This window comes from Tenggerimyces flavus (assembly GCF_016907715.1).
GTDB classification, from domain to species: domain Bacteria; phylum Actinomycetota; class Actinomycetes; order Propionibacteriales; family Actinopolymorphaceae; genus Tenggerimyces; species Tenggerimyces flavus.
Genome location: NZ_JAFBCM010000001.1, coordinates 924,660 through 949,216, shown reverse-complemented (window position 1 = coordinate 949,216; position 24,557 = coordinate 924,660). Strand labels below are relative to the sequence as shown.

Genomic DNA, 24,557 nt, shown 5'->3' with positions numbered 1-24,557 from the left:
GTGGCCTGAAGGATGGGCTGGGACAACCCGCCGATCCCATGGTCGGAGCTCGAGCGCAAGCTCTCCGGCCGCCGGCCGACCAAGCGTCCGCTGGACGGCGACGGCGGCGACAGCCCGGCGTGGTCGCTGGTGCGGCCGCCGTACGACCCACCGCCCGACGAGCGACCCCAGCCGCCGGACCAGCCGACCGTCGAGTACGCCGAGCTGCACTGCCACTCGAACTTCAGCTTCCTCGACGGCGCGAGCCACCCCGAGGAGCTGGTCGAGGAGGCGTACCGGCTCGGCCTGTCCGCCCTCGCGCTCACCGACCACGACGGCTTCTACGGCGTCGTGCGGATGGCCGAGGCGGCGGAGAAGTACGACCTCGACACGATCTTCGGTGCCGAGCTGTCGCTGGAGCTGACCAAGCCGCAGAACGGGTTCGCCGACCCCGAGGGCAGCCACCTGCTCGTCCTGGCGCGCGGCGAGAACGGCTACCACGCGCTCGCCGGCGCCCTCACCGAGGCGCAGCTCGTCGGCGCGGAAAAGGGCAAGCCCAGTTACCACCTGGACGACCTGGTCGGCCGCGCGAACGACGACTGGCTCGTTCTTACGGGCTGCCGCAAGGGCACGGTCCGGCAGGCGCTCGAGGCCGAGGGGCGCGCCGGCGCGGCGCGCGAGCTCGACCTGCTGGTCGCCCAGTTCGGCCGCGACAACGTCGCCGTCGAGCTCACCGACCACGGCTATCCGCTCGACAGCGGGCGCAACGACGCCCTCGCGGCACTGGCCGAGGAACGTGTGCTGCCGATCGTGGCGACCGGCAACGTGCACTACGCCGCACCACCGCGCAGGCAGCTCGCCACCGCCCTCGCCGCCGTACGCGCGCGCCGCAGCCTCGACGAGCTGGACGGCTGGCTCCCCGCCGCCGGCACCGCCCACCTACGCTCCGGCGCCGAGATGGCCGCGCTCTTCCACCGCCACCCGGGCGCGGTCAACCGTACGATCGAGTTCGCCAAACAGCTCGCGTTTCCACTCAAACGAGCCAAGCCCAAGCTGCCACTGCAGAAGCTGCCCGACGGCCAGACCCCGATGGGCGAGCTGCGCAGGCTCGTTCTGGAAGGCGCGCACACCCGCTACGGCACCCGCGAGGACAAGCCGAACCACTACGCACGCCTGGACAAAGAGCTCGACGTCATCGAGAAGCTCGACTTCCCCGGCTACTTCCTCATCGTCAAGGACATCGTCGACTACGCCACGGAGCGCGGAATCCTCTGCCAGGGCAGGGGATCGGCCGCCAACTCCGCGGTCTGCTTCGTGCTCGGCATCACCGCGGTCGACGCGATCTACTACAACCTCCCGTTCGAACGCTTCCTCTCCAGCACACGCGAGGAGGAGCCCGACATCGACGTCGACTTCGACTCCGACCGGCGCGAAGAGGTCATCCAGCACGTCTACAACAAGTACGGCCGGCGCAACGCTGCCCAGGTCGCGAACGTGATCAGCTATCGCCCCAAGATGGCGGTCCGCGACATGGCGAAGGCGCTCGGGCACAGTCCTGGTCAGCAGGACGCGTGGTCCAAGCAGGTCGAGTCCTGGGGAAAGGTCGAATCCCAAGCGGACAACGACATTCCGCCGTCCGTCTCCGACCTCGCCGGCGAGCTGTTGACGTTCCCGCGGCATCTCGGCATCCACTCCGGTGGCATGGTGCTCACCGACCGGCCGGTGGGCGAGGTCTGTCCGATCGAGCCCGGTCGGATGAAGGATCGCACCGTTCTCCAATGGGACAAGGACGACTGTGCCTGGATGGGCCTTGTCAAGTTCGACTTGCTCGGGCTCGGGATGCTGGCCGCGTTGCAGTACACGATGGACGGAATCAAGCAGCACCTCGGCGAGGAGTGGAAGCTGCACTCGATCCCGAGGGAGGAGGCCGGCGTCTACGACATGCTCTGCCGCGCCGACTCCGTTGGTGTCTTCCAGGTCGAGAGCCGCGCGCAGATCTCCACCCTTCCGCGCTTGCAGCCAAGGCGATTCTACGATCTGGTCATCGAGATCGCGCTGATCCGCCCCGGGCCGATCCAGGGCGGCGCCGTGCACCCGTTCATCCGCCGCAAGCTCGGCATCGAGCGGCCCGACCCGCCGCATCTGTCGTTGACGTCGGCGCTCGAACGCACGCTAGGCGTGCCGCTGTTCCAAGAGCAACTGATGCAGATCGCGATGACGGTCGGCAACTGCACCGGCGACGACGCCGACCTGCTGCGGCGGGCGATGGGGTCCAAGCGCGGGCTGGAGAAGATCTCGTCGCTGAAGGAGAAACTGTTCGCTGGCATGGCGTCGAACGGGATCGTCGGCGACACCGCGCAGATGATCTACGAGAAGATCGAGGCGTTCGCGGACTTCGGTTTCGCCGAGAGCCACTCGATCAGCTTCGCGTTGCTCGTGTACTCCAGCTCGTGGTTCAAGCTGCACTACCCCGCGATGTTCCTCGCTGCCTTGCTCCGCGCGCAGCCGATGGGGTTCTACTCGCCGCAGAGCCTGGTGTCCGACGCGCGGCGGCACGGGGTGGAGGTGCGGCGGCCGGACCTGCACGTGTCGAACGTGCACGCCGACCTGGAGCTGGTGCGGCCGCTCCACGAGCACGAGTCGGTGACGACGGGGCGGTCGGAGTGCCTGTTCGACGACTCCGAGCACATCTCGGAGCCGAAGCCGTTCGTCCGGGACGCGCCGTTCGACTACGACGCGCATCGGCGGGACACGAGGTTCGCCGTCCGGCTCGGGCTGGCGGAGGTCCGTTCGATCGGCAAGGAGCTGGCCGAGCGGATCGTCGCCTCGCGTCTTGCCGAGGGCCCGTACGCCGACCAGGCCGACCTCGTCCGCCGCATCGGCCTCACCGCGGTGCAGATGGAGGCACTCGCGACAGCCGGCGCGTTCGACTGCTTCGAGCTGTCGCGCCGCGAAGCCCTCTGGATCGCCGGCTCGGCCGCGCAGGAACGCGCCGACCAGCTGGGTGCCTCGCTGCAGCCCGTCCAGCTGCCGCTGCTTCCCGAGCTCAGGCCCGCCGAGGCCGTGATGGCCGACCTGTGGGCGACGGGCATCTCACCCGACGACTACCCCACCCGCCACGTCCGCGCGGCCCTCGACGCCCGTGGCGTGCTCCCGGCCGCCCGACTGGCCACCACCGAGAACAACCGCAAGATCCTCGTCGCCGGCGTCGTCACCCACCGCCAGCGGCCCGCGACCGCCGGCGGGGTGACGTTCATGAACCTCGAGGACGAGACCGGGATGATCAACATCGTGGTCCCGTACGGAACCTGGAACCACTTCCGCCGCATCGCCCGCGACTCCGCCGCCCTCCTCATCCGCGGCCGCCTCGAAAGAGCCGAAGGCGTGACGAACGTGATCGCGGAGAAGTTCGAACAACTCCACCTCAACATCCGCACCATGTCCCGCGACTTCCACTGAGCGCTCAATTCCGAGGGGTTTCACGGATACGCCGGGACGCAAGCGGCGGGCACTCTTGAGGGGCCCTGAAGGAGGGCTGACAACTCCTAGGGAGGCGCTCACCCGCCGACCGACGGAGAGCAGGACGGGATCCGGCGTGCCCCCGGATCCCGTTTTGTTTGCCCTAGGATCCCTCTCATGCGCACGTTCCTCGGGTGGTGGGCCGCCGACTAAGGCGGTCCCTCCCGATACCCATGGCCGCCTCCCCGAGGCGGCCATCGGCATCTCCTCGGCGTGAGTCGTCCCCACGACCAAGAGGAGTCACAAATGCGAACGACCTGGGCCGACCTCCTCAGCACCCTGCTCAGCCGCAATGACCTCACGCCAGACCAGGCGAGCTGGGCGATGAACGAGATCGTCAACGGCGGCGCCACGCAAGCGCACATCGCCGGCTTCCTCGTAGCACTAAGAGCCAAGGGCGAGACCGCGAACGAGCTCCAAGCGATGTCCCAAGCCCTGCTCGACCAAGCCCCGCCCATCCACCTGGAAGGGCCAGTCATAGACCTCGCCGGCACCGGCGGCGACCGGACCGGAACGGTCAACCTCTCCACGCTCGCCGCCATCGTCGTCGCCGCCACCGGGGTCAAGGTCGTCAAGCACGGCGGCCGCGGCGCCACCTCCAAGGTTGGCTCGGCCGATCTGCTCGAAAGCCTCGGCCTCCAGATCGACCAAGGCCCAGCCGAGGTCGCCACGCAAGCGAACGAGATCGGCATCGCGTTCGCGTTCGCCCCGCGCTTTCACCCCGGCCTGAGACACGCCGCCCCGGTCAGGCGCGAGCTCGGCGTCCCGACCGCGATCAACCTGCTCGCTCCGCTCAGCAACCCAGCGAGGCCAACGAACCAGCTCGTCGGCGTCGCCGACCCCAGCAAGGCCCCGTTGATCGCCGAGGTCCTCGCCCACCGCAACGTCGACGCCCTGATCGCCAGCGGCGACGACGGACTCGACGAGCTCACCACCACGACCACAACCAGCATCTGGGAGGTCCGCGGCGGCGACGTACGCCAAACAACGCTCCACCCAGCAGATCTCGGCATCACCCCACCAAGCACCGAAGCACTGCAAGGCGGCACCGCCGAGCAGAACGCCGAAGCCGCCCAACGGCTGCTCGACGGCGAGCAAACTCCCGTCCGCGACGCCGTCCTCCTGAACGCGGCCGCCGCCCTCAGCACGTTCGACCAGACCGACGAACCACTGGCCGACAGGCTCCAACGACACCTCCACAAGGGCGCCGAAGCCATCGACAACGGAGCCGCAAAAGCCCTGATCACGGCGTGGCGTGTAACGAATCGGCGGGTTCAGGCAACTAGTAGGCAGGGGACAGTCGTCTAATCCCGTGATGAGCACCATTCCGGGGGAGGGTTCATGATCGCAACGGTAGCCACGGTGACATCGGTGACCGCGGAGGTTCGCGCCGACATCGACGCCGCCACGCTCGAGTTGAGCCCCTCCGACCAAGCCATCCTCGCCGTGGGCAACGGTGGCGGACTGGACGCCGCGCGGGCGCTGGGTTACTCACCGACCGAGTACGCCCAGCGCCTGCACGCCGCCCGCCGACGGCTGCGCCACGCCGTCGTCCGGCGCCGGCGCAAGCTCGCCTGGCGGGTGCCCGCAGCCGCCTGACCCGTGTAGATCGCATGGGTAAGTCGTGACACCGCGCGGGTACGGCCTGCGCGCGCACCGCCCCAGCCTGGGTGCATGGACACCACGACGCACACCGAAAAGCCGCGCAGCCTGATCAGAGCGATCGGAAGGCGCTGGCCCACCCTCGTCGCGCTGCCGGTCGGCGTGGACTCGTTCTTCGGCGAGATCACGCCCGACACGGTCAGCACCCTCGCCGACGCGATGCTGCTGCTTCCGATGATCTACGTGGTCGTCGAGGCACTGAAGCGCCGTTGGCTCACCTGGCCGATCCTGCTCGCGGCGCTGCCGGCGTTCGCCGGGCTGAAGCTGCAGAACGTCGTCGACCCCTCGATCGTCATCCTCGCGGTCACGCTGGCCGCAGCGATCTGGGGAAGCGCCCACGGCAGGCATCGCGAGGCCGACTTCCGGCTGCAGCTCGGCGGGATGGTGTTGTTCGGCGCGCTCGCGGTCGGCGGCCAGCTGGTCGACCCCGATCTCGCCCGCTACCTGGTCGCGCTCGGCTGGGTCGGCCACGGCGTCTGGGACATCGTCCACCTGATCCGAGACAAGGTGGTCGCGCGCTCGTTCGCCGAATGGTGCGCGGTCGTCGACTTCGCGATCGGCGGCAGCCTGATCCTCGTGCCCCTGTGGACCTAGGCCGTGTCTGCCAAAGATCGCCTGGCGCGCGACACCCCACATCCCGCCTGGCCGCGGTGCACCTCGTCACCCATATAACCAATATGAATTCCTCCTGCACCACGCCCAGCCGGGCGCGGGGCGCCGCGCGGTCATCGCGCTACGCGCGATGACCGGCGCTATTCGCCAGACACGACCTAGACCACGCCGGCGGCCTCGTCGGCTGCGAGCTCGGCGCGCTCCTCCTGGGCGGCCTCGACCTCGTCGAAGTCGTCCTCGGCCCGTCCGCGCCGCCAGTAGCCACAGAAGTAGATGTCGTACCGCGGGTACTGCCGGTCGTTCACGCAGTGCCGCCGCAACGCCTTGACCAGCCCGGCCTCGCCGCCCATCCAGACGTACGGCGAGCCCTCCGGCAACTCGGCGGCGCGGACGACGTCCACCAGCTCGACGCCCGCGCTCCGGTGCACCCAGGTCAGCGACACGTCGCCCGAAGTCGCGAGCGGGAGCTCGTCAGTGGGCGAGTCCACCTCGACGAACACCTTCGCCACCGTCCCAGCCGGCAGCTCCTCGAGGATCGCGCCGATCGCGGGCAGCGCGGTCGCGTCGCCGGCGATCAGCTGCCAGGTCGTGTTGGGCGTCGGCTCGTAGTCGGCGTACGGCCCCCAGATCAGCACCGCGTCGCCCAGCGCGGCCTGGTTGGCCCAGCGCGAGGCCGGGCCGAGGTCGCCGTGCAGCACGAAGTCGACGTCGACCTCGTTCCGCTCCGGGTAGTGCTTGCGGATCGTGTACGTCCGCATCGCGGGGCGCTTGTCCGCCGGCAGCTGGCGATAGACGGTGTACCAGTCGTCGCCGTACGTCGGCAGCTTCGGCTCGACCTCGCCCGGCGGCGGCAGGAAGACCTTGATCCGCTGGTCCGGCCCATCGCCGACGAACTCCGATAGCTCGGACCCGCCAAGCGTCACCCGGACGATGTTCGGGGTGACGCGGGTGACGGCGGTGACGTGGGTACGGAAGAACAGCAGCGCGTTCTCGGGGCGCGTACGGACCGGACGCGTCGGGGTCTTCGCCATGTAAGCAAGGCTAACCTAACTGGAGCCCGCGCTCACGAGAGCTGGTCGAAAGTGGCCGCGCACGTGACCGTTCCCGGCGCCACCTCGGTGAAGCCCGCGTCCCGGACGACGGCCGCCCGTACCTTCCGGTCGCCGAGCCGCTTCCATGCCTCCGCGTTCGACACCAGCCGCAACGCGAACCCGCCCGACGCCCACGCCCACACCAGGTCGCGGTCGAGCTCGATCAGCCCGAGCTGGGCCGCGTGCCCGACCTGCGCGCACGCCTTGCCGGTCGTCATCGCCAACCCCGGCGCGACCGCGATCGTCAGCACCGGACCTTCGGCGTCGACCGGCTCGACCGACAGCGCCAGCTCCGGATCCGCCTCGAGGTCGAGCCCCGCCACCTGCAGCTTCGACACCACGACCGGCGGCGCCGCGACCCGGTGGGGGAGCAGCGCCCGGACCTCCGCGGTGCCGACCGCGCAGGTCACGCCGGCCAGGTCCTGCACCTCCGGCCAGCGCACGCCCCGCGCCCGGCGTGTGACCTTGCGGATGAACCCGTCCGCCCAGCGCTGGATCGCCGGGTACCACGGGCCTTCCGGCTCAGCGCCCGGCGAGGACAGCATCGCGACGACCGAACGTGCCGCCGCGTACATCGCGTGCTGATGATCGGGCGGCGACGCCTTTTCCGCGCGTACGACCAGCGGCAACGACCACGGCTCGCCTACGTCGCGGTCCGCGCGCTCGACCCATTCGGCTGCCCGCCAGTGCGAGCGCCAGTGGTCGATCGCGGCGAGGCTGGCTTCTGTCACACGTTCAATCATTCCGGACTGCGATCATGTCGCGGCCGGCTCGCTCAGTTTCGACTCGGTGTGGCGGTCGTTGACCGCCCGACATTGGCCGCTTCTTCGACGAGCCGGCCGCGAATAAGGTTGCGACCCATGGAACAGATGCCGACCGACTGGGAGCGCGCGCTCGCCGTCGTCGCCCACCCTGACGACCTCGAGTACGGCGCCGCCGGCGCGATCGCCGCCTGGACCGCGGCCGGCAAGCACGTCGTGTACGTGCTCGCCACCCGCGGCGAAGCCGGCATCGACGGCATCCCGCCCGACGAGTGCGCGCCGCTGCGGGAAGCCGAGCAGCGCGCGAGCGCCGCGATCGTCGGCGTGGACGTGGTCGACTTCCTCGACCACCACGACGGCGTGATCGAGGAGGGCCTGCCGCTCCGTCGCGATCTGGTCGACGCGATCCGGCGCCACCGGCCGGAGCTCATCGTGACGCTCAACCACCGCGAGACGTGGGGGAACGGGGCCTGGAACACGCCCGACCACCGCGTGCTCGGCCGTGCGCTGCTGGACGCGACGACCTCCGCGGGCAACCGGTGGCTCTTCCCCGGCGACGACGAGCCGTGGGACGGCGTGCGCTGGACGGCGATCGCCGGCTCGCCCACTCCTACGCACGAGATCGACATCGCCGACACGTTCGAGGCTGCCGTCCACTCGTTGGCCGCCCACGCCGCGTACATCCGCGGGCTGAACGCGAGCGAGGACGTCGACCCGGTGGCCTACGCGCGCGAGTTCCTGACCCGCGTGTGCGTGGCGGAGGAAGGCGCGCGGCCGAAGATCAGCTTCGAGCTCTTGGCGCGCTGACGATCTCGCGCGCGGCGGCGCCTGCGCGGGCGCCGTACCCGCCGCCGAAGATCGTCGCGTGGACGAGCAGCGGGTGCAGCTGGTAGATCGGCAGCCGGTCGCGCCAGCCGTCCGCGAGCGGGAACGCGTCGTCGTACGCACTGACGATCCGGTCCAGCTGCGGTGCGCCGAACAGCGTCAACATCGCCAGGTCCTGTTCGCGGTGCCCGCCGTACGCGGCCGGATCCACCAAGCGGGGTTGGCCATCGGTCGCCCAGACGATGTTGCCCGACCACAGGTCGCCGTGCAGCCGCGCCGGTTTCTCAGGCGGGCCGGCCAGCTCGGCGAGCTGGTCCATCACCTGGACGATCGCCTTCGCGTCGCCGCCCTCGAGCGCGCCGCGGTTGAATGCCGAACGCAGGAACGGCTCGATTCGCCGCGCGGCGAAGAACTCCGGCCAGGTCTCCGCGGGCTCGTTCGGCAGCGCCAACGTTCCGGTGAACCCGTCCGCCGAGGCGCCGAACCCGTCCGCGCCGCTGCGATGCGTGGCTGCCAGCGCCCGGCCGAACCGTTCGGCGGCGTCCCGGCTCGGCTTCGCGGTCTCGATCCACTCCAGCACGAGGCACTCGGCGTCGTGCGCCAGGACCTTGGGCGTACGGACGGCGCCCTCGCCCGCCTCGGCCAGCCACTCCAGGCCGCGCGCCTCGGTGGCGAAGAAGCCCTCGGGTGCGCCGGCCTTGGATTTCACGAAGACGCTGCGGCCGCCGGTCAGCCGAACGCGGGTGGCGAGACAGATGTCTCCGCCGGCCAGCGGACTGGTCGAATGAACCTGCGTGCCGAGCAGCGCGGCCACATGGGCGGCGATGCCGGCGAGGCGTGCCATCGGGCGATCCTGCTCCTGTCGCGCTGGGGCGTCAAACCTTCAGCGCGGCGACCAGCTTGGCCGTGGCCGCTTCGATGAGGTCCAACGCCCGGTCGAACCCGCCGTCGTAGTACGGGTCTGGCACCTCCGGCTCGTCCGTCAGATACGACCCGAACAGCCGGATCCGCTCGTCGCCGGGCGCCTTCCGGCGCAGGGCGGCGAGGTTCGAACGGTCCATCGCGAGGATCAGATCGGCCTGCGCGAGGTGGTCGTCGTCGAACTGCCGGGCGCGGTGCGCTGTGCCGTCGTACCCGCGCTCCTTCAACGCCTGCCGCGCCCGGGGATCCATGAGCTCGCCGATGTGCCACGACCCGATGCCGGTGCTCTCCACCTCGACGTCGTCCCGACCGGCAGTAAGCAGCCGATGGCGGAGGACGACCTCCGCCATCGGCGACCTGCAGATGTTGCCCAAGCAGACGAGCTGGATACGCACCAGCAAGCACCCTCTCGCTCTCGTGAGGTGGCTGCCCCACCAGCCGCGGTTGGGTCGGGGGCACCCTCGTCCGAACCTATGGGACCAGGGTGCCCCTCACCCAAACAGCCGCCGCCGCCGTCGCCGCCGCCGCCGCCGTCGCCGCCGCCGTCGCCGCCGCCGTCGCCGTCGTCGCCGCCGGGAGTTGGGTCGGGGGCACCCCGGTCCGAACCTATGGGACCAGGGTGCCCCCGACCCAAAGCGGTCCGAGCTACGGCCGCAGCGCGCGGTTGGCGAGGCGGTTGACCAGGAAGTCCGACTCCGGGCTGGCGAGCTGGGTGCTCAGCGACAGCACCATCGACCGCCGACCGTCGGCCGTGATCCCGGACCGCGTCTTGAAGCCGAGCGTGTCACCGCCGTGGCCCCAGTAGCCGCCGCCGGACTCGAGCGGGACCCACATCAGGCCCAGCCCGTACCCCGCGCCCGGCCACACGTCCCAGAACTCCTCCGCCGGACGGGTCTTCTTCATCTCCGCCAGCTGAGCGGGCTTCAGCAGGCGGCCGCCGAGCAGGCCGTGCCAGAACTTCTCCACATCAGCCGCCGTCGTGAGGTGCGCGCCGGCCGCGTTCGCCCACGAGTGCGAGTAGACGGTGACGTCGACGAGCTTCCCGTTCTCCTCGTACTGCTGGTAGCCCCGCGCGTGCGTGCCCGGCAGGTACGGGTAGTCGCCCGGCGCGAACGTGTCACGCATGCCGAGCTTGTTGAGGATCCGGTTCTGCACCTCGGCGTCCCACGGGTTGCCGGTGACCTTCTCGATGATCATCCCGGCGAGGACGTAGCCGGTGTTGTTGTACGACCACCTGGTGCCCGGCGCGAAGTCCGGCCGGTGCTTCAGCGCGATCGCGATCAGGTCCTCGGAGTCGTAATGGTCGAACCGGTGCGCGTAGTAGTCCTGCTCGGAGTCGAGCGGCAGCTCGCTCGTGTAGCTGTGGATTCCACTGGTGTGCTGCAGGAGCTGCCGGACGGTGACCTTGCTGCCGTCGTTGCCGTTCCCCTTCACCACGCCCGGCAACCAGCGTTCGACGGTGTCCTCCAGGCCGACCTTGCCCTCGGCGACGAGCTGCAGCATGACGGTCGCGACCATCGGCTTCGTCACGCTGCCCAACCGGAAGTAGCCATCGGTGTCAACGCCACCACTTTCGCCAACGAGCGTGCGCTTTCCGGTGTCAACCCGACCTTGCACGCCGGTCACACCGAGGTCGTGGATCGCGTCGAGGTCGTTCTGGAACGCCGACCGCCCGTACTTCGGCGCCGGCGCCTCGCACAGCGCCCGGTCGATCGCCTTCAGCGTGAGCCGGTCCTGCTCCAGGTCGTCGAACCAGGTCGAGGCATACACGCCCGCGCTGCGCCCGTCGGACGTCGCGCCGACGCGGCTGCTGAAGCCGGGCAGGTCGCCGCCGTGGCCCCAGTACCCGCCGCCGCAGGTGAGCGGGTTCCAGGACAGGCCGAGCCCGTACCGGTAGCCGCCGACCGGCAGGAGGTCCTCGAACGCGTCGGCCTTGACGGTCTTCGTCATCTCCGTCCATTGCTGGGGCTTCAGCAGCTTGCCGCCGGCGAGCGCGGTGTAGAACGTGGTCAGGTCCTTCGTCGTCGAGACGAGGTCGCCCGCGCCCTTGCCGCCCGAGGAGTTGAACGCGGTGGTGTCGACCAGCGGGCCGTTCTCCGCGAACCTCGTGTAGCCGGTCGCGTGCGGCTTGGGTAGGTACGGGTTGTCGCGCGGCGCGAACGTGTCCTTCAGCCTGAGCGGCTCGAGGATCCGCCGGTCGAGCTCGGCGTACCAATCCCGGCCGGTGACCTTCTGCACGATCATCGTCGCGAGCGCGTAGTTCGTGTTGCTGTACTCCCACTTCGTGCCCGGCTCGAAGCTCGGCTCGTGCTTCATCGCCACCTCGACCACGTCGGCGAGGTCCCAGTGCTTGAAGCGGTCCCGTTGCCAGGTCGCGGCGTCGTGCGGGACGACGTCGCCGGCGTAGTCGGGGATGCCGGAGGTGTGCTGCAGGAGCTGGCGCACGGTGACCTTGCGGCCGTCGTTGCCGTTCCCCTTCACTACGCCGGGGAGCCAGCGTTCGACGGTGTCGTCCAGGCTGAGCCTGCCTTCGCCGACGAGCTGCAGGAGGATCGTCGCGGTGAACGTCTTGGTGTGGCTGGCGGCGCGGAAGTTGCCGTTCTCCGGCATCGCCTTGTGGGAGTCGACGTTCGCGACCCCCGCGGTCGCGACGATTGTGGAGTTGGGGCCGGAACGCACCTCGCCCTGCACACCGGTGACGCCCGCGGCGACGACCTTGCGCAAGTCGCCGGCGAGGTCGGTCTTGCCGTACGAGGACGTGGTCGCCGCTGCCGCCTGCGCGGTGGCCTTGGGCGCGTCGCACAGGGCAATGTCGAGCACCCTGAGCAGCTTGCGGTGCTGGTCGAGGGTGTTCAACGTGGTGGACGTGTAGAGCGTGGCGCGGCGGCCGTCCGGCGTGACTGCGGTGCGGCTGGTGAAGCCGGCGCCGTCGCCGCCGTGACCCCAGTACCCGCCGCCGCAGGTGAGCGGGTTCCAGGACAGGCCGAGCCCGTACCGGTAGCCGCCGACCGGCAGCAGTTCCTCGAACGCGTCGGCCTTGACCGTCTTCGTCATCTCCGCCCACTGCGCGGGCTTCAGCAGCTTGCTGCCCGCCAGCGCGGTGAAGAACGTGGTGAGGTCCTCGGTCGTCGTGATCAGGTCGCCGACGCCCTTGATGACCGAGAGGTTGAACGCGGACACGTCGACCAGCGGCTGGCCGTCCGCGAACCGCTCGTACGAGTGCGCCGAGGGCTTCGGAAGGTACGGGTAGTCGCGCGCGGGGAAGGTGTTCGCGAGGCCGAGGGGAGTGAGGATGCGGTCCTGCACCTCGGTGTACCAGTCGTTCCGGGTGACCTTCTCGACGACCATCGTGGCGAGGATGTAGTTCGTGTTGCTGTACTTCCACCGCTTGCCGTCGGGGTAGAAGTTCGGCGGCCGCTTCATCGCGGCAGCGGCGATGTCCGCCAGCTCGAAGTGGTCGAACCGATGCGCGAGGTAGTCCTTCTCCGACCGCAGCGCCAGGACGTCGTCGGAGAAGTCGGCAAGCCCGCTCGTCTGGCGCAGCAGATCGCGAACGGTGACGCGGCTGCCGTCGTTGCCGTTGCCCTGGACGACGCCGGGGAGCCAGCGTTCGACGGTGTCGTCGAGGCTCAACTTCCCCTCGCCGACCAGTTGCAGCACGATCGTCGCGGTGAACGTCTTGGTGTTGCTCGCCGCGCGGAAGTAGCCGTTCGCCGGCATCTTCTTCCTGGTCTCGCGGTCGGCCACGCCGGCGGTGGCGACGATGCGGCGATTGCCGACGCGTACCTCGCCCTGGGCGCCGATGGCACCGTCCCTGACGACGGACTCCAGGCCGCGGGCTAGCTGAGTTTGTCCTTGTGGAGTTGACTGTTCGGCGTGGGCGGTGGCGACCGTCGTACTCGCGATCGCGAGTGTCGCGAGGATCGCCGCGGCCGTACGCAAGCGGTGGCGTTTCATGTCTTCGACGCTAGGAGCGGAGGGGGTAGCGGAGACATCCTGCTGCCGGGCCGGTCTTGGTAGTGCCAGATACACCTTGGTTGGTACAGAGTGTGTTCCTGTGCTGATCAAACTCCCCGTGCTGCAGGGCATCGTGGCCGGCAAGGTCTCGCTCGCGTTCCGGCGCTGGGACCGGCCGCGCGTGGTGGTGGGTACTCGGTTGCGGACCCAGGTCGGTGTGCTCGAGGTGCTCGACGTACGCAAGGTCAAGCTCGAGGCTGTGTCGGACCGGGCGATCAAGCAGGCGGGGTTCGCCAGTCGCGAGGCGTTCCTGAAGCAGCAGGCGATCCACCCGGACCGGCCGCTGTGGAAGGTGAAGCTGCGCTACGCCGGCGACGATCCCCGGGCGGCGCTGCGGGAGAACTCCGAGCTGTCGGAGGACGAGGTGGGCGCGATCCTGGAACGGCTGGCGCGCATCGACAAGGCCAGCAGTAGAGGCCCGTGGACCGCCACGTACTTGCGACTCATTGCGTCGCAACCCGGTGTGCGGGCCCCGGACCTCGCTGCTGGCCTGGGGTTGGAGACCCTGGTCTTCAAGCGCGATGTGCGGAAGTTGAAGGAGCTGGGTCTTACCGAGAGCTTGCCGGTGGGGTACCGGATCTCGCCTCGAGGATCAGTGATCCTTACTCGGCTGTAGTGCCCTCGTTGGTCTCAGGGTCTTCCTCGCCGAGGATCCGGTAGATCTTCGAACGGGCTTCGCTGAGGGTCTGGACGATCCGCTTGAGCTGGTCCTCGTTCGCCGCGTGGGCTGCCTGCCCGGCGGCCGCGAGGAGGCCCATGGTGACGCGGAGCTGGTGGTACGGCGAGTTCGCCAGGTCGGCGAACTCCTCCCACGGCGCCGCGTTCGGCTCGTCGCCACCGATCGTCTCGCGACCGGAGTCGGTGAGCGAGTAGAGCTTCTTGCCGCTCTCCTCGTTCGCGGTGACCAGGCCCTCGTCCTCGAGGAGCTGGAGCGTGGGGTAGATCGACCCGGCACTCGGCTTCCAGACGCCGTTGCTGCGCTCTTGCAGCTCGCGGATCATCTCGTAGCCGTGCATCGGCCGGTCGGCGAGCAGGTGGAGGATCGCCGCCTTGATGTCCCCGCGCCTGGCCCGTGGGCCTCGGCCGGGGAAGTCGAACGGAGGCCCCCAACCACCGCGGCCGCCGCCCCAGGGTCCACGACCCCAACCGGGCCCGAACCCACCGCGATGGCCGTGGCCACCACCCCTGTGACCTCGTGGCCCCGGTGCGCCGGTGCCCGCGAAGGCACCGAACGCGGCGGCCAGATCGTTGAGAGGAGGGAATCTGCGTGTCATGATGTCTCCCGATATATCGAGTAGTGTTGTTGACGTTGAGGTAACGATATATCGGCAACGTGTCGTTAGGCAAGAGTGGCGATTGAAGTTTCGTGGCTCGCCCTGGGTCTGATGGCGCCGAAGAGGGCGTTGACCTGCAGAGACGTGGCTGGCGCGGTGGGGAAGATTCTCTGGACGAGTTAGGGCTCGGCCCGCACGAACCGACTATCGCTCACCACATCGCGACTGCCTCGAGCCACTCGGCTCCCTCACTCGAAGCCCCGGCCACCTGCCCGTGATCATGAACGTGATCATGAAAGCAGACCCGGCGTATATGACTGGTTCGGCTTCATGATCACTGCGGCGTTGAGGAGTGGACGGCGGGTGGGCCGGCCTTTGGGACCGGGGTGCCCCTCACCCAGCCGGACCTCGCCTCACCGGGACCGCGGGCCACCTCGCCACCTGGCCACCCCCGGCACCTGGCCACCCCCGGCACCTGGCCACCCCCGGCACCTGGCACTCCGGCACCTGGCACTCCGGCACCTGGCACTCCGGCACCTGGCACTCCGGCACCCGCCGCCCGCCGCCCGCCGCCCGCCGCCCGCCGCCCGCCGCCCGCCGCCCGCCGCCCGCCGCCCGCCGCCTGACACCCCGCTGCTGGCACCTGGCAACCGCCGCCTGGCACCCATCACTTGGCGCTGGCACTCGCCACTGGCGCCCCCGCCATCCCGCCACTGGCGCCCCGCCACCTGCCACCCGTCACACCAGCACCGTGGGCCACCTCGCCACCCGCCACGCTTTGAATGAAGGCACCTTCATTCGAAGCCGCCTCGGCGCTCTGCTGCCGTGTTGGTCGCGTCCCTGCCCGCCGGCGCTCGGCTGATCGTCCCGCATCGCGACTTTGCACACCAAGGGGGCATTCCCCGCCCCTTCGAGCGCTCCCGGAACGCCCTCTTCATGGGCAAAGTGACCTTCAACCAGGTCAGTCGTGACGGGCGCTCCGCTGGGTTTGGTGCTCTCGGGTCTGTGGCGGCGGTCGATGGTGGTGGCCGGTCCGGGGCGCGTCAAGGGCGTCGCGGCGGCTTCGCAGAGGGGCGACGTCGCTTCGCGACCGCGTAGCGGCCTTTGACTCGTCCCGGCCCGGCCACCAGTTTCAAACGCGCCGCCCCCGGCCCCCGGAACAGGTGTCCCGGGGGAGGTTCCTTCTTGCTGGGGTCTGCAGCCGTGCTGAGGTCGCTTGTGGGGGCTTCCCCGGTCTCTTGTGGTGTCGATGAAGCCGGGCGGGCAGGTGTCCCCACCCCACACTTTCGGCGCCCCTCCCGTCGCCAGAGGTCCGGAATCACCCGTGCGGCCTGATGCGGACACGTGGCACGCGGTGCCGCGTCCCGAGATGTGGTTGCCTCGGGAAATCGGTTGTCCTCACGGAATAAGCTTGTCTGGGCTCACTTGTTGCACCACAGGTGAGCCGTACTACTGGCCTGGAAAGGCCTTTCCAGCTCGATCAGGTGAGGAGTTGCCCGCCCGAAGATGCCTTCAGATAGCAGCGCGCCGCCCACAGACATGCCCGCCCCCGCCAAGTCACCAAGACTCCGCCCACAGTTGAACGGCCTCGACTCACTGTGGCGGCTGAAGTCGTACCTCCGGCCGTACGTCGGCCGCCTGGTCTTCATGTTCTCCGCAGCTCTCATCGGCACCGGCGCCAGCCTGGCGATCCCGCTGGTGACCAAGGAGATCATCGACGGCCCGATCGCCAACCGCGACAGCCAAGGACTTCTCCTCCTCGGCGGAGTCGCCGCGCTCCTCGGCTTCCTCGAGGCGTTCCTGATCTTCGTCCGCAGGTGGATCCAGTCTCGCGCGGTCCTCGGCCTGGAGACCGCGATCCGGGACGACCTGTACGCCCACCTGCAGCGACTCCCGATGGGCTTCCACGGCGGCTGGCAGAGCGGCCAGCTCCTCTCCCGCGCGACCACCGACCTGTCCGTGATCAGAAGGTTCCTCGGGTTCGGGATCCTGTTCCTGGTCACGAACATCATCCAGCTGGTCACCGTCACGATCCTGCTGCTCAACATGTACTGGCCGCTCGGCGTCCTCGTCGCCGCGATGGCCGTGCCGGTCGTGTTCCTCTCCCTCCGGTTCGAGAAGAAGTACATCCGCATCTCCCGCAAGGTCCAGGACGAGCAGGGCGACCTGGCGACGCTGATCGAGGAGGGTGCCACCGGCATTCGCGTGATCAAGGCGTTCGGGCGTCGGCATCACATGTTCGACACGTTCGACGACGGCGCGCGCAACCTGTACGGCACGTCGATGGAGAAGGTACGGCTGAGCTCGAGGTTCTGGACGTTCCTCGGCTTCATCCCGAACGTAGCCCTCGCGCTCGTCCTGCTGACCGGCGCGCTCGCGGTCGGGACGCAGGCCCTCTCGCTCGGCACGCTCGTCGCGTTCACCACCCTGATGCTCCAGCTGGTCTGGCCGATCGCCTCGCTCGGGCACATCCTCGCGATGGGCCAGGAGTCGATGACCGCGGCCGACCGGGTCCAGGAGGTGCTCGACACCGAGCCCTCGATCCAGGGTGGGACCGAGACCATCGACAACCCGCGTGGGAATCTGCGGTTCGAGGGCGTGGGCTTCCACTTCCCCGACAGCGATGTCGACGTTCTGCACGACGTCTGGCTCGAGGTCAAGCCAGGCGAGACCGTCGCGGTCGTAGGCGCGACGGGGATGGGCAAGACCACGTTGACGGCGCTCGTTCCTCGGCTGTACGACGTGACCGCCGGCCGCGTGACGATCGACGGGCACGACGTACGCGACCTCACGCTGCCCGCGCTGAGGTCGGTCGTGGCGACCGCATTCGAGGAGCCGACGCTGTTCTCCATGAGCGTGCGGGAGAACCTCACGCTCGGGCGGCAGGACGCCACCGATGAGGACATCCGGGAAGCACTGCAGGTCGCGCAGGCGATGTTCGTCTACGACCTGCCGTGGAAGCTGGACACGCGGATCGGCGAGCAGGGCATGTCGCTGTCCGGCGGTCAACGGCAGCGGCTCGCACTGGCCCGCGCGGTCCTGACCGAGCCGAAGATCCTGGTCCTCGACGACACGCTCTCGGCGCTCGACGTCGAGACCGAGGCGCTCGTCGAGGAGGCGCTCCGCCGGGTGCTCGAGCAGGCGACCGGCATCGTGGTCGCGCACCGCGCGTCGACCGTTCTGCTCGCCGACAAGGTGGCGCTCCTGCAACGCGGAACGATCACCCACGTCGGCACCCACCAGGAGCTCTTGGCGAAGGTGCCCGCCTACCGCGAGCTCCTCGCCCAGGATGCCGACGATCTCGATGCCGAGGGGGTGCTCTCATGACCGCGCAAGTCGACACCACTCCCCAGGACGGCGAGAAGGAGCCAGAGCCACAGAGCTGGCGCGGAGTCTCCGCCGAGAACCAGGACGACCTGACCGAGCAGACCTCACTGCTGCTGCGGGAACGGTCGCGCAAGCTGCTCGGCGACCTGATCCGCCCCCACAAGAAGGCGATCGCGCTGCTCATCGCGGTCGTCGTTATGGAGAACGCCGCACGGCTGGCGATCCCGTACCTGATCAAGGTCGGCATCGACCGCGGCATCCCGCCGATCGCGGCGGGCGAGGGCATCCGGGTCCTACTCACGGTCGTCGGCGTCGTGCTGTTCGCGACGATCGCGCAGGCGATCACGCGGCAGATCTTCCTGCAGATGTCCGGGCGGATCGGCCAGGACATCCTCCTGGAGCTGCGACGGCGGGTGTTCAACCACTTCCAGAAGCTGTCGCTGTCGTTCCACGAGAAGTACACGTCCGGACGGGTGATCTCGCGGCTGACCTCCGACATCGACGCGATCTACGAGCTACTCCAGTCCGGGTTCGACGGGCTGGTCTCCGCGGTGCTCACCCTGGTGGGTACGGCGGTGCTGCTGCTCGTCCTCGACGTCCACCTCGGCGTCGTGGCGCTGCTGCCGCTACCGATCCTGTGGCTGCTCACGCGCTGGTTCCGGCGGCAGTCGAACGTCGCATACAGGCGTACGCGGGAGACCGTCGCGCTGGTGATCATCCACTTCGTCGAGTCGATGGGCGGCATGCGCGCGGTGCAGGCGTTCCGCCGCGAGCCGCGCAACCAGGAGATCTTCGAGCACGTCAACGCCGACTACCGCGAAGCGAACATGTGGAGCATGCGGCTGGTCGCGCTCTTCATGCCGGGGATCAAGGCCATCGGCAACGTGACGATCGCCATCGTCCTGCTGTACGGCGGCTACCTGATCTTCCAGGACGCGGTGACCGTCGGCGTGCTCGCGGCGTTCCTGCTCTACCTGCGGCAGTTCTACGAGCCGATGCAGGAGATCTCGCAGTTCTACAACACGTTCCAGTCGGCCTCGGCCGCGCTGGAGAAGCTGTCCGGCGTGTTGGAGGAGGAGCCGGTCGTCGCCGAGCCGAAGGAGCCGGTCGCGCTCGCTCACCCGCGCGGCAAGGTGCACTTCGACGGCGTGGAGTTCGGGTACGTCGAGGGGCGGCCGATCCTGCCGCACCTGGACCTGAAGGTGCCAGCCGGCCAGACGGTGGCGCTCGTGGGCGCGACCGGTGCGGGCAAGACCACGTTGGCGAAGCTGCTGTCGCGGTTCTACGACCCGTCCTCGGGCGCGGTGACGCTGGACGGCGTCTCGCTGCGTGACCTGGACGAGCTGACGCTGCGGAAGGCCGTCGTGATGGTGACGCAGGAGAACTTCCTGTTCACCGGAACGGTCGCGGAGAACATCCGCTTCGGGCGTCCCGACGCCTCGATGGGTGAGGTGATCTCGGCGGCCCGAGCGATCGGCGCGCACGAGTTCATCTCCGCGCTGCCGGACGGGTACGAGACCCAGGTCGGCAAGCGAGGCGGGCGGTTGTCGGCCGGTCAGCGGCAGCTGGTCGCGTTCGCCCGGGCGTTCCTCGCCGACCCGGCGGTGCTGATCCTGGACGAGGCGACCTCGTCGCTGGACGTGCCGTCCGAACGGCTGGTCCAGCGGGCGCTGCGCACGATCCTCGCCGACCGTACGGCGTTGATCATCGCCCACCGGCTCTCGACGGTGGAGATCGCCGACCGGGTGCTGGTGATGCAGGACGGCCGGATCATCGAGGACGGTCCGCCGGACGAGCTGATCGGCCAGCACGGCCGGTTCGCCGACCTGCACCAGGCCTGGCTGGACAGTCTCAGCTAGCCCGAGCAACGAAGAACGCCGCCGGCGCCTCCCACCTGGGGCGTCGGCGGCGTTCTCGTCTCAGCCCTTCGCCATCCAGCGGGCGGCGACGTCGAGGAAGAGGTCGTTCGGCTCCGGCTCGGCCACCGTCACCCGGCACCCGTCGCCGGAGAACGCGCGGACGACGATCCCTTCGGCCTCGCAGGTCATCGCGAACTCGTCCGTCCGCTCGCCCAGCGACAGCCAGACGAAGTTCGCCTCGGTCGTCGGTACGTCCCAGCCTTGCCCGCGCAGCGCGTCGAGCACCCGGGACCGCTCCTTCACCAGCAGCTCGACCCGTTCGAACAGCGTCTCCTCCGCCGCCAGCGCCGCGAGCGCGGCGTCCTCGGCGACGGTCGACACGGCGAACGGCGGCGTGCACGCGCGGATCGCGGCCGCGACCGGCTCGTGCGCGATCGCGAAGCCGACACGGAGGTTCGCGAGCGAGTACGCCTTGGAGAACGTCCGCAGCACGCACACGTTCGGATGGTCCCGATACAACGCCAGACCGTCGGCCGCCTCGCGGTCGCGGATGAACTGCACGTACGCCTCGTCGATCACCACGAGCACGTCGGACGGCACCCGCGCGAGGAACGCGGAAAGCTCAGCGTGGCCGATGACCGGACCGGTCGGGTTGTTCGGCGTGCAGACGATGATCGCCCGCGTGTGCTCGGTGATCGCGTCCGCCATCGCGTCCAGGTCGTGCCGCGCGCCGGGCGCGAGCGGGACCTCGATGCGGGTGGCGCCGGCGACCTGAGCTGCTATCGGGTACGCCTCGAACGACCGCCAGGCGTAGATGACCTCGTCGCCGCGTTCGCAGGTGGCCTGCAGCAGATGGTAGAGCAGCGCGACCGAGCCGGTGCCGACCGCGAAGTTGTCGAACGGCACGTTGAACCGCGTGCTCAGCTCGGTGACCAGCCGCCGGCAGGCCAGGTCGGGATAGCGGTTCGTCCCGGCTGCCGCGCCGCGCACCGCCTCGACGAGCTCCTCCGGCGGGGCGTACGGATTCTCGTTGCTGGACAGCTTGTACGTCGGCTTGTCCGCGGCTGGCGTGGGCAGCCGGCCGGGCTTGTACGTGGGCACTCCGACCAACGCGGAGCGAGTACGTGGCGTACGCGGCGTGGCGGTCATGTCCGCACGATAGGACCGCGCGTACGGCCGCCGGAATCGCCGCTTCTGGGGGCCTACAAGTTGCCCAACTCAGCCGATGGACAAGCCGAAGACGCTGAGAAGTGTGTACAGCCCGAGCAGGCCGATCGCGGCGCTGCTCACCACCAGCAAGGTGTTGAAGGCCCGCCCGCCGTACACCCGCGGGTCGACCTCCTTCTGCCGCAGGTACCAGACCGCGACGACGACCGCGAGCAGGAAGATGCCGGTGGCGACACCGCCGATCTGCACCATGACGACCGGCGAGCTGATCAGCAGGTACGCCGTGCCCCAGAGCAGTGGCAGCACGATGATGAACCCGCGGATCCAGCGCTGCCGGGCCGCCGGGTCCTTCCAGTCCAGGACGCCGAGGGTGGCGAGGACGTTCGTGTACATCCGCGCCCAGCTGGGCAGGGCGGCCCAGAGCGTCGAGCCGAGCACAGCGATGGCGCCGAGGAGGAACGCGACGTTCGCCCACTCGCCGAGCGTGTCGGTGTACATCCGCGAGAGCGTCGTCAACATCTCGTTGCCCACCGGCACCAGGTTGCGCGGCTCGAGCACCGCCGCGCCCATGATGAAGAACGCCAGCGTGGCGAACGTGTAGATGACCCAGGACACGAACGCGTCCTTGTACATCACCTTGATCCAGCCGTTCGCCCGCGCCGCCCACTCCGGGCTGTCGTCGCGGGGACCGACCCACCGGGCGTAGCCCTTCTCCACGCACCAGTACGTGTAGAACGTGATCTCGTCCGCTCCGACCCCGGTGATGCCGAACATCGCGACCGCCGCGCCGAGGGCGCCCACCGGGATCTGGAACGCGAGCCCGCCGAGCAGATCGCTGCCGTCGTACGCGAACGGCGTGAACGGCAGCCCGATCGCGATCGCGACCGTCACGATCGAGAACACCACGACGAGGAAGAACGCGCCGCGCTCGATCAGCTTGTAGCGGTTCGAGATCAGCGACACGATCGCGGCGAACACCACGATCGCCGTCCAAATCGTGAGGGACAGCCGGCCGAGCGGGTCTCCGCCGAACGGCACCAGGATGCTGAACGCGACCGCGACGCCGCCCACGATGCCGCCGAGCTGGAGCAGTTTGGACAGCGCGAGCAGGATCCACAGCACGTTCACCAGGCCGATCCGGCCGAACCTCGGCGGCACGCGGTTGTAGCCCGTCAGCGCGGGCTCGCCGGTGGAGATCGTCCAGCGGGCGAGCTCGATCTGCACCGCGACCTTCACGGTCGTACTGACGATCACCATCCAGAGGATCGCGAACCCGGCCTCGGCGCCGAGCGCGGTCGTGGCGATGAGCTCGCCGGAGCCGACGATCGAGGCGCTGACGATCAGGCCCGGCCCGAGATAGCGGAGGCTGGGTCGCCAGCCCTTGGGCGGCTCTTTGATGCCGTCGGCCGTGAGGTGGTACGGATCCGCGGGACGAACTACGTCGGTGGCCATGGCTCACATCCCTCGTCTTGGGTGACCGGGAGAGCTGGAACATCAGACGACTTGTCTCGTTTGTAGCAGGTCGGCGCCCGGATCTGTAGGTCTTGTGGGTCTCGGTTGCCTGGTTAGGGCAGGCTTGGTTCCGTGCAGCTGCGGGAGGGGTCACCCCAGAGCTCCGCCTCGTCGGAGTCGTTGGGTGCGTTGCTCGGAGGTCGCAAGGCCGGCATCGACGCGACGCTGCCGCCGGTCGCGTTCGTGGTGACGTGGCTGCTGACGTCGCGCTCGGTCGGCTGGGGCGCGCTCGTTGCCGTCGTCGTGGGGCTCGGCGTGGCCGGCTATCGGGTCTCTCGAGGAGACAAGCCGCGGGCCGTGCTGGTGGGCCTGCTCGGGGTGGCGGTCGCGTCGATCGTCGTCGTACGTACGGGGCGCGCGGCCGACTTCTTCCTTGTCCAGTTGGCCGCGAACGCCGCGAGCACGCTGGCCTGGGCGGTGAGCATCGTGCTCCGCTGGCCGCTGCTCGGCGTCATCGTCGGCGCGCTGCTCGGGCAGAAGACGCGCTGGCGCAAGGACCGTTCGCTGGTGCGCGCGTACTCGATGGCCTCGTGGGTCTGGGTCGCCCAGTACGCGCTGCGCGTCCTCGTCTTCGGCGCGCTCTACCTCTACGACTACCTGTACGACAGCGAGGCCGCCGTCGTCGCGCTCGGCGTGGCCCGCGTCGCGATGAGCTGGCCGCTCGTCGCCGCCTGCGTCGCCGTCTCGGGCGTGGTGCTGATCCGTGCGCTGCCGAAGGGCCACCCCGGCTTCCGCCACCCCCATCCACCCGCGGACGCCCCTGCTCCCTAGGTCGCCGTGGCATGGAAGCTTGGCACCCAGCAAGTTCAAAGCCTTGATTCGTACGAATCAAGGCCCCATCGTTGAGTACGTGATCGTGCTGACGGTCGACCAGAGAGCCAGTCGCCGCGTGGGCGACCGGGTGGACGAGGTGCTCGCCAGCCTGGGCGACGAGCGGCTGGTCCGTACGTTCGAACGCACCGCCGGCGACGAGGTCCAGGCCTTGCTCGACGACTACGCCCAGGTCGTCCGGCTCGTGCTCGAGCTCGCGCGGGAGGACCGCTGGAACATCGGCGTCGGCCTCGGTCCCGTCCTGCAGCCGATCCCGGCCAGCGTCCGAGCCGCGAACGGGCCAGCGTTCCACCACGCCCGCGACGCCGTCGACCGCGCGAAGTCGGCGCCGCGCGGGGTCGCCGTCACCGGCCCGATGCGGGCGGAGGCTGGCGATGCGGAGGCACTCCTGGGACTCTTGGCCGCGGTGGTGCAGCGGCGCAGCCCCGAAGGCTGGGAGGTGGTCGACCTGATGGACGGCGAACGGACCCAACGCGACGTCGCGCGGCGGCTGGGGATCACTCCTCAGGCGGTGAGCCAACGGCTCCGCGCCGCGCTCTGGCACGAGGAACGCCGCGCCCGCCCGCTCGCCGAGCGACTGCTCGCCGAGGCGGACGCGTGATCGCGCTCACCGTCATCCTGCTCACGCTCCTCACCGCGGCGTGCGTGGTCAGCTGGCTGCCCCACCTCGGCGCCAGGATCGACGCGCTGCCCTGGTGGCTGGTCGCGATCGTTCCCGCCGTTGTCCTCGCGGTCGCGGCGATCTTCGCCGGAGCGAGCGACGAACCGCTCAACTCCGTCGGTGTCGGTGCCAGCTCCGCGCTGGCGATCGCGATCGCCGTCCTCGGTGGTGGCCCGGTGACGACCGCGGTCCTCCGCGGCGCCGAGCAGTCCGGCGTATCCGGCGTCAGCCGCCCGACCGAGACGCTCGACCCGGCCGAGCCTTCGCCGCCGACGCAGCGCGAGATCCTCGCCGGCGGCCTGTGGATCGGTGCGCTCGAACGCGCCGCGATCGCCGCCTGCATCCTGGTCGGCATGCCCGAGGGCATCGCGCTCGTGCTCGGCCTCAAGGGCGTCGGCCGGTACAACGAGCTGCGCGCACCTGGGGCGGCCGAACGGTTCATCATCGGCACGTTCACCAGCGTGCTCTGGGCCGCATCCTGCGCGGGTGTCGCGATACTGCTCCGATGAACCACCCCACGAAATCGTTCCGTGCGAGCC

General features: G+C 69.5%; 19 protein-coding genes. 11 read left to right on the top strand and 8 right to left on the bottom strand.

Annotated features, from left to right (window positions below; genetic code table 11):
* The first annotated feature begins 12 nt into the window (after positions 1-12).
* From JOD67_RS04540 to JOD67_RS04525, 4 genes are all read left to right on the top strand, one after another.
* Positions 13-3,438 carry an error-prone DNA polymerase gene (locus tag JOD67_RS04540; RefSeq protein WP_205115539.1) on the top strand — a complete coding sequence of 1,142 codons (3,426 nt, stop codon included), beginning with the start codon at positions 13-15 and terminating at the stop codon, positions 3,436-3,438.
* Positions 3,439-3,744: 306 nt separating this feature from the next.
* Positions 3,745-4,806, top strand: coding sequence for an anthranilate phosphoribosyltransferase (gene trpD / locus JOD67_RS04535; protein ID WP_205115538.1), 1,062 nt, complete (start codon positions 3,745-3,747; stop codon positions 4,804-4,806).
* Positions 4,807-4,839: 33 nt separating this feature from the next.
* On the top strand, positions 4,840-5,097 hold the full coding sequence (locus JOD67_RS04530; RefSeq protein ID WP_205115537.1) for a hypothetical protein: 258 nt from the start codon (positions 4,840-4,842) through the stop codon (positions 5,095-5,097).
* A 75-nt stretch (positions 5,098-5,172) separates the two neighbouring features.
* A complete protein-coding gene (locus JOD67_RS04525) occupies positions 5,173-5,754 on the top strand; it encodes a hypothetical protein (RefSeq protein ID WP_205115536.1) in 582 nt (193 codons plus the stop codon).
* A 176-nt stretch (positions 5,755-5,930) separates the two neighbouring features.
* Here the strand turns inward: JOD67_RS04525 and JOD67_RS04520 are convergent, their stop codons facing one another.
* Together JOD67_RS04520 and JOD67_RS41035 are read right to left on the bottom strand one after the other, a co-directional pair.
* Positions 5,931-6,803 (bottom strand): siderophore-interacting protein, encoded by an 873-nt coding sequence (locus tag JOD67_RS04520; RefSeq protein WP_205115535.1) that lies wholly within the window; start codon positions 6,801-6,803, stop codon positions 5,931-5,933.
* A gap of 32 nt (positions 6,804-6,835) precedes the next feature.
* Complete coding sequence (locus tag JOD67_RS41035) at positions 6,836-7,594, bottom strand: aminoacyl-tRNA hydrolase (protein WP_205115532.1); 759 nt, start codon at positions 7,592-7,594, stop codon at positions 6,836-6,838.
* Positions 7,595-7,723: 129 nt separating this feature from the next.
* Between JOD67_RS41035 and JOD67_RS04510 the strand changes: the two genes are divergently transcribed.
* Positions 7,724-8,431, top strand: coding sequence for a PIG-L deacetylase family protein (locus JOD67_RS04510; RefSeq protein WP_205115531.1), 708 nt, complete (start codon positions 7,724-7,726; stop codon positions 8,429-8,431).
* On the opposite strand, the gene JOD67_RS04505 is transcribed toward JOD67_RS04510, so the two are convergent.
* The 3 genes from JOD67_RS04505 to JOD67_RS04495 form a co-directional block, all read right to left on the bottom strand.
* Positions 8,406-9,293 carry a fructosamine kinase family protein gene (locus JOD67_RS04505; RefSeq protein WP_205115528.1) on the bottom strand — a complete coding sequence of 296 codons (888 nt, stop codon included), beginning with the start codon at positions 9,291-9,293 and terminating at the stop codon, positions 8,406-8,408. The genes JOD67_RS04510 and JOD67_RS04505 overlap by 26 nt on opposite strands.
* 31 nt (positions 9,294-9,324) lie before the next feature.
* On the bottom strand, positions 9,325-9,765 hold the full coding sequence (locus JOD67_RS04500) for a low molecular weight protein-tyrosine-phosphatase (protein WP_307782273.1): 441 nt from the start codon (positions 9,763-9,765) through the stop codon (positions 9,325-9,327).
* A gap of 250 nt (positions 9,766-10,015) precedes the next feature.
* Complete coding sequence (locus JOD67_RS04495; RefSeq protein ID WP_205115527.1) at positions 10,016-13,327, bottom strand: serine hydrolase domain-containing protein; 3,312 nt, start codon at positions 13,325-13,327, stop codon at positions 10,016-10,018.
* A 100-nt stretch (positions 13,328-13,427) separates the two neighbouring features.
* On the opposite strand from JOD67_RS04495, the gene JOD67_RS04490 reads away from it, so the two are divergent.
* Complete coding sequence (locus JOD67_RS04490; protein ID WP_205115525.1) at positions 13,428-14,003, top strand: ASCH domain-containing protein; 576 nt, start codon at positions 13,428-13,430, stop codon at positions 14,001-14,003.
* On the opposite strand, the gene JOD67_RS04485 is transcribed toward JOD67_RS04490, so the two are convergent.
* Positions 13,990-14,661 carry a PadR family transcriptional regulator gene (locus JOD67_RS04485; protein ID WP_205115524.1) on the bottom strand — a complete coding sequence of 224 codons (672 nt, stop codon included), beginning with the start codon at positions 14,659-14,661 and terminating at the stop codon, positions 13,990-13,992. The two genes, JOD67_RS04490 and JOD67_RS04485, sit on opposite strands and share 14 nt — an antisense overlap.
* 1,578 nt (positions 14,662-16,239) lie before the next feature.
* Between JOD67_RS04485 and JOD67_RS04480 the strand changes: the two genes are divergently transcribed.
* Both JOD67_RS04480 and JOD67_RS04475 read left to right on the top strand, forming a co-directional pair.
* The gene (locus tag JOD67_RS04480; protein ID WP_307782272.1) at positions 16,240-17,988 is read left to right on the top strand and encodes an ABC transporter ATP-binding protein; all 1,749 of its coding nucleotides are present in this window, start codon (positions 16,240-16,242) and stop codon (positions 17,986-17,988) included.
* Positions 17,985-19,847, top strand: a complete 1,863-nt coding sequence (locus JOD67_RS04475; RefSeq protein WP_205115519.1) for an ABC transporter ATP-binding protein — start codon at positions 17,985-17,987, stop codon at positions 19,845-19,847. The genes JOD67_RS04480 and JOD67_RS04475 overlap by 4 nt, the downstream gene beginning before the upstream one ends.
* Before the next feature lie 60 nt (positions 19,848-19,907).
* On the opposite strand, the gene JOD67_RS04470 is transcribed toward JOD67_RS04475, so the two are convergent.
* Complete coding sequence (locus JOD67_RS04470; RefSeq protein ID WP_205115518.1) at positions 19,908-20,996, bottom strand: histidinol-phosphate transaminase; 1,089 nt, start codon at positions 20,994-20,996, stop codon at positions 19,908-19,910.
* Positions 20,997-21,065: 69 nt separating this feature from the next.
* The gene (locus JOD67_RS04465; RefSeq protein WP_205115517.1) at positions 21,066-22,466 is read right to left on the bottom strand and encodes an Nramp family divalent metal transporter; all 1,401 of its coding nucleotides are present in this window, start codon (positions 22,464-22,466) and stop codon (positions 21,066-21,068) included.
* A 132-nt stretch (positions 22,467-22,598) separates the two neighbouring features.
* Between JOD67_RS04465 and JOD67_RS04460 the strand changes: the two genes are divergently transcribed.
* The 3 genes from JOD67_RS04460 (at position 22,599) to JOD67_RS39820 (ending at position 24,527) form a co-directional block, all read left to right on the top strand.
* Positions 22,599-23,297, top strand: a complete 699-nt coding sequence (locus JOD67_RS04460) for a DUF3159 domain-containing protein (RefSeq protein ID WP_307782271.1) — start codon at positions 22,599-22,601, stop codon at positions 23,295-23,297.
* A 79-nt stretch (positions 23,298-23,376) separates the two neighbouring features.
* Complete coding sequence (locus JOD67_RS04455; protein ID WP_205115512.1) at positions 23,377-23,958, top strand: SatD family protein; 582 nt, start codon at positions 23,377-23,379, stop codon at positions 23,956-23,958.
* Positions 23,955-24,527 carry a hypothetical protein gene (locus tag JOD67_RS39820; protein ID WP_239553718.1) on the top strand — a complete coding sequence of 191 codons (573 nt, stop codon included), beginning with the start codon at positions 23,955-23,957 and terminating at the stop codon, positions 24,525-24,527. The genes JOD67_RS04455 and JOD67_RS39820 overlap by 4 nt, the downstream gene beginning before the upstream one ends.
* The last annotated feature ends 30 nt before the right edge of the window (positions 24,528-24,557 follow it).

Bases quoted from the DNA above. Each gene is read 5' to 3' on its own strand.
- JOD67_RS04530 (WP_205115537.1), top strand. From the start codon at position 4,840: ATGATCGCAACGGTAGCCACGGTGACATCGGTGACCGCGGAGGTTCGC.
- JOD67_RS04505 (WP_205115528.1), bottom strand. From the start codon at position 9,293: ATGGCACGCCTCGCCGGCATCGCCGCCCATGTGGCCGCGCTGCTCGGC.
- JOD67_RS04495 (WP_205115527.1), bottom strand. From the start codon at position 13,327: ATGAAACGCCACCGCTTGCGTACGGCCGCGGCGATCCTCGCGACACTC.
- JOD67_RS04470 (WP_205115518.1), bottom strand. From the start codon at position 20,996: ATGACCGCCACGCCGCGTACGCCACGTACTCGCTCCGCGTTGGTCGGA.
- JOD67_RS04510 (WP_205115531.1), top strand. From the start codon at position 7,724: ATGGAACAGATGCCGACCGACTGGGAGCGCGCGCTCGCCGTCGTCGCC.
- JOD67_RS04540 (WP_205115539.1), top strand. From the start codon at position 13: ATGGGCTGGGACAACCCGCCGATCCCATGGTCGGAGCTCGAGCGCAAG.
- JOD67_RS04525 (WP_205115536.1), top strand. From the start codon at position 5,173: ATGGACACCACGACGCACACCGAAAAGCCGCGCAGCCTGATCAGAGCG.
- JOD67_RS04520 (WP_205115535.1), bottom strand. From the start codon at position 6,803: ATGGCGAAGACCCCGACGCGTCCGGTCCGTACGCGCCCCGAGAACGCG.
- JOD67_RS04475 (WP_205115519.1), top strand. From the start codon at position 17,985: ATGACCGCGCAAGTCGACACCACTCCCCAGGACGGCGAGAAGGAGCCA.
- JOD67_RS04465 (WP_205115517.1), bottom strand. From the start codon at position 22,466: ATGGCCACCGACGTAGTTCGTCCCGCGGATCCGTACCACCTCACGGCC.
- JOD67_RS04485 (WP_205115524.1), bottom strand. From the start codon at position 14,661: ATGACACGCAGATTCCCTCCTCTCAACGATCTGGCCGCCGCGTTCGGT.
- trpD (WP_205115538.1), top strand. From the start codon at position 3,745: ATGCGAACGACCTGGGCCGACCTCCTCAGCACCCTGCTCAGCCGCAAT.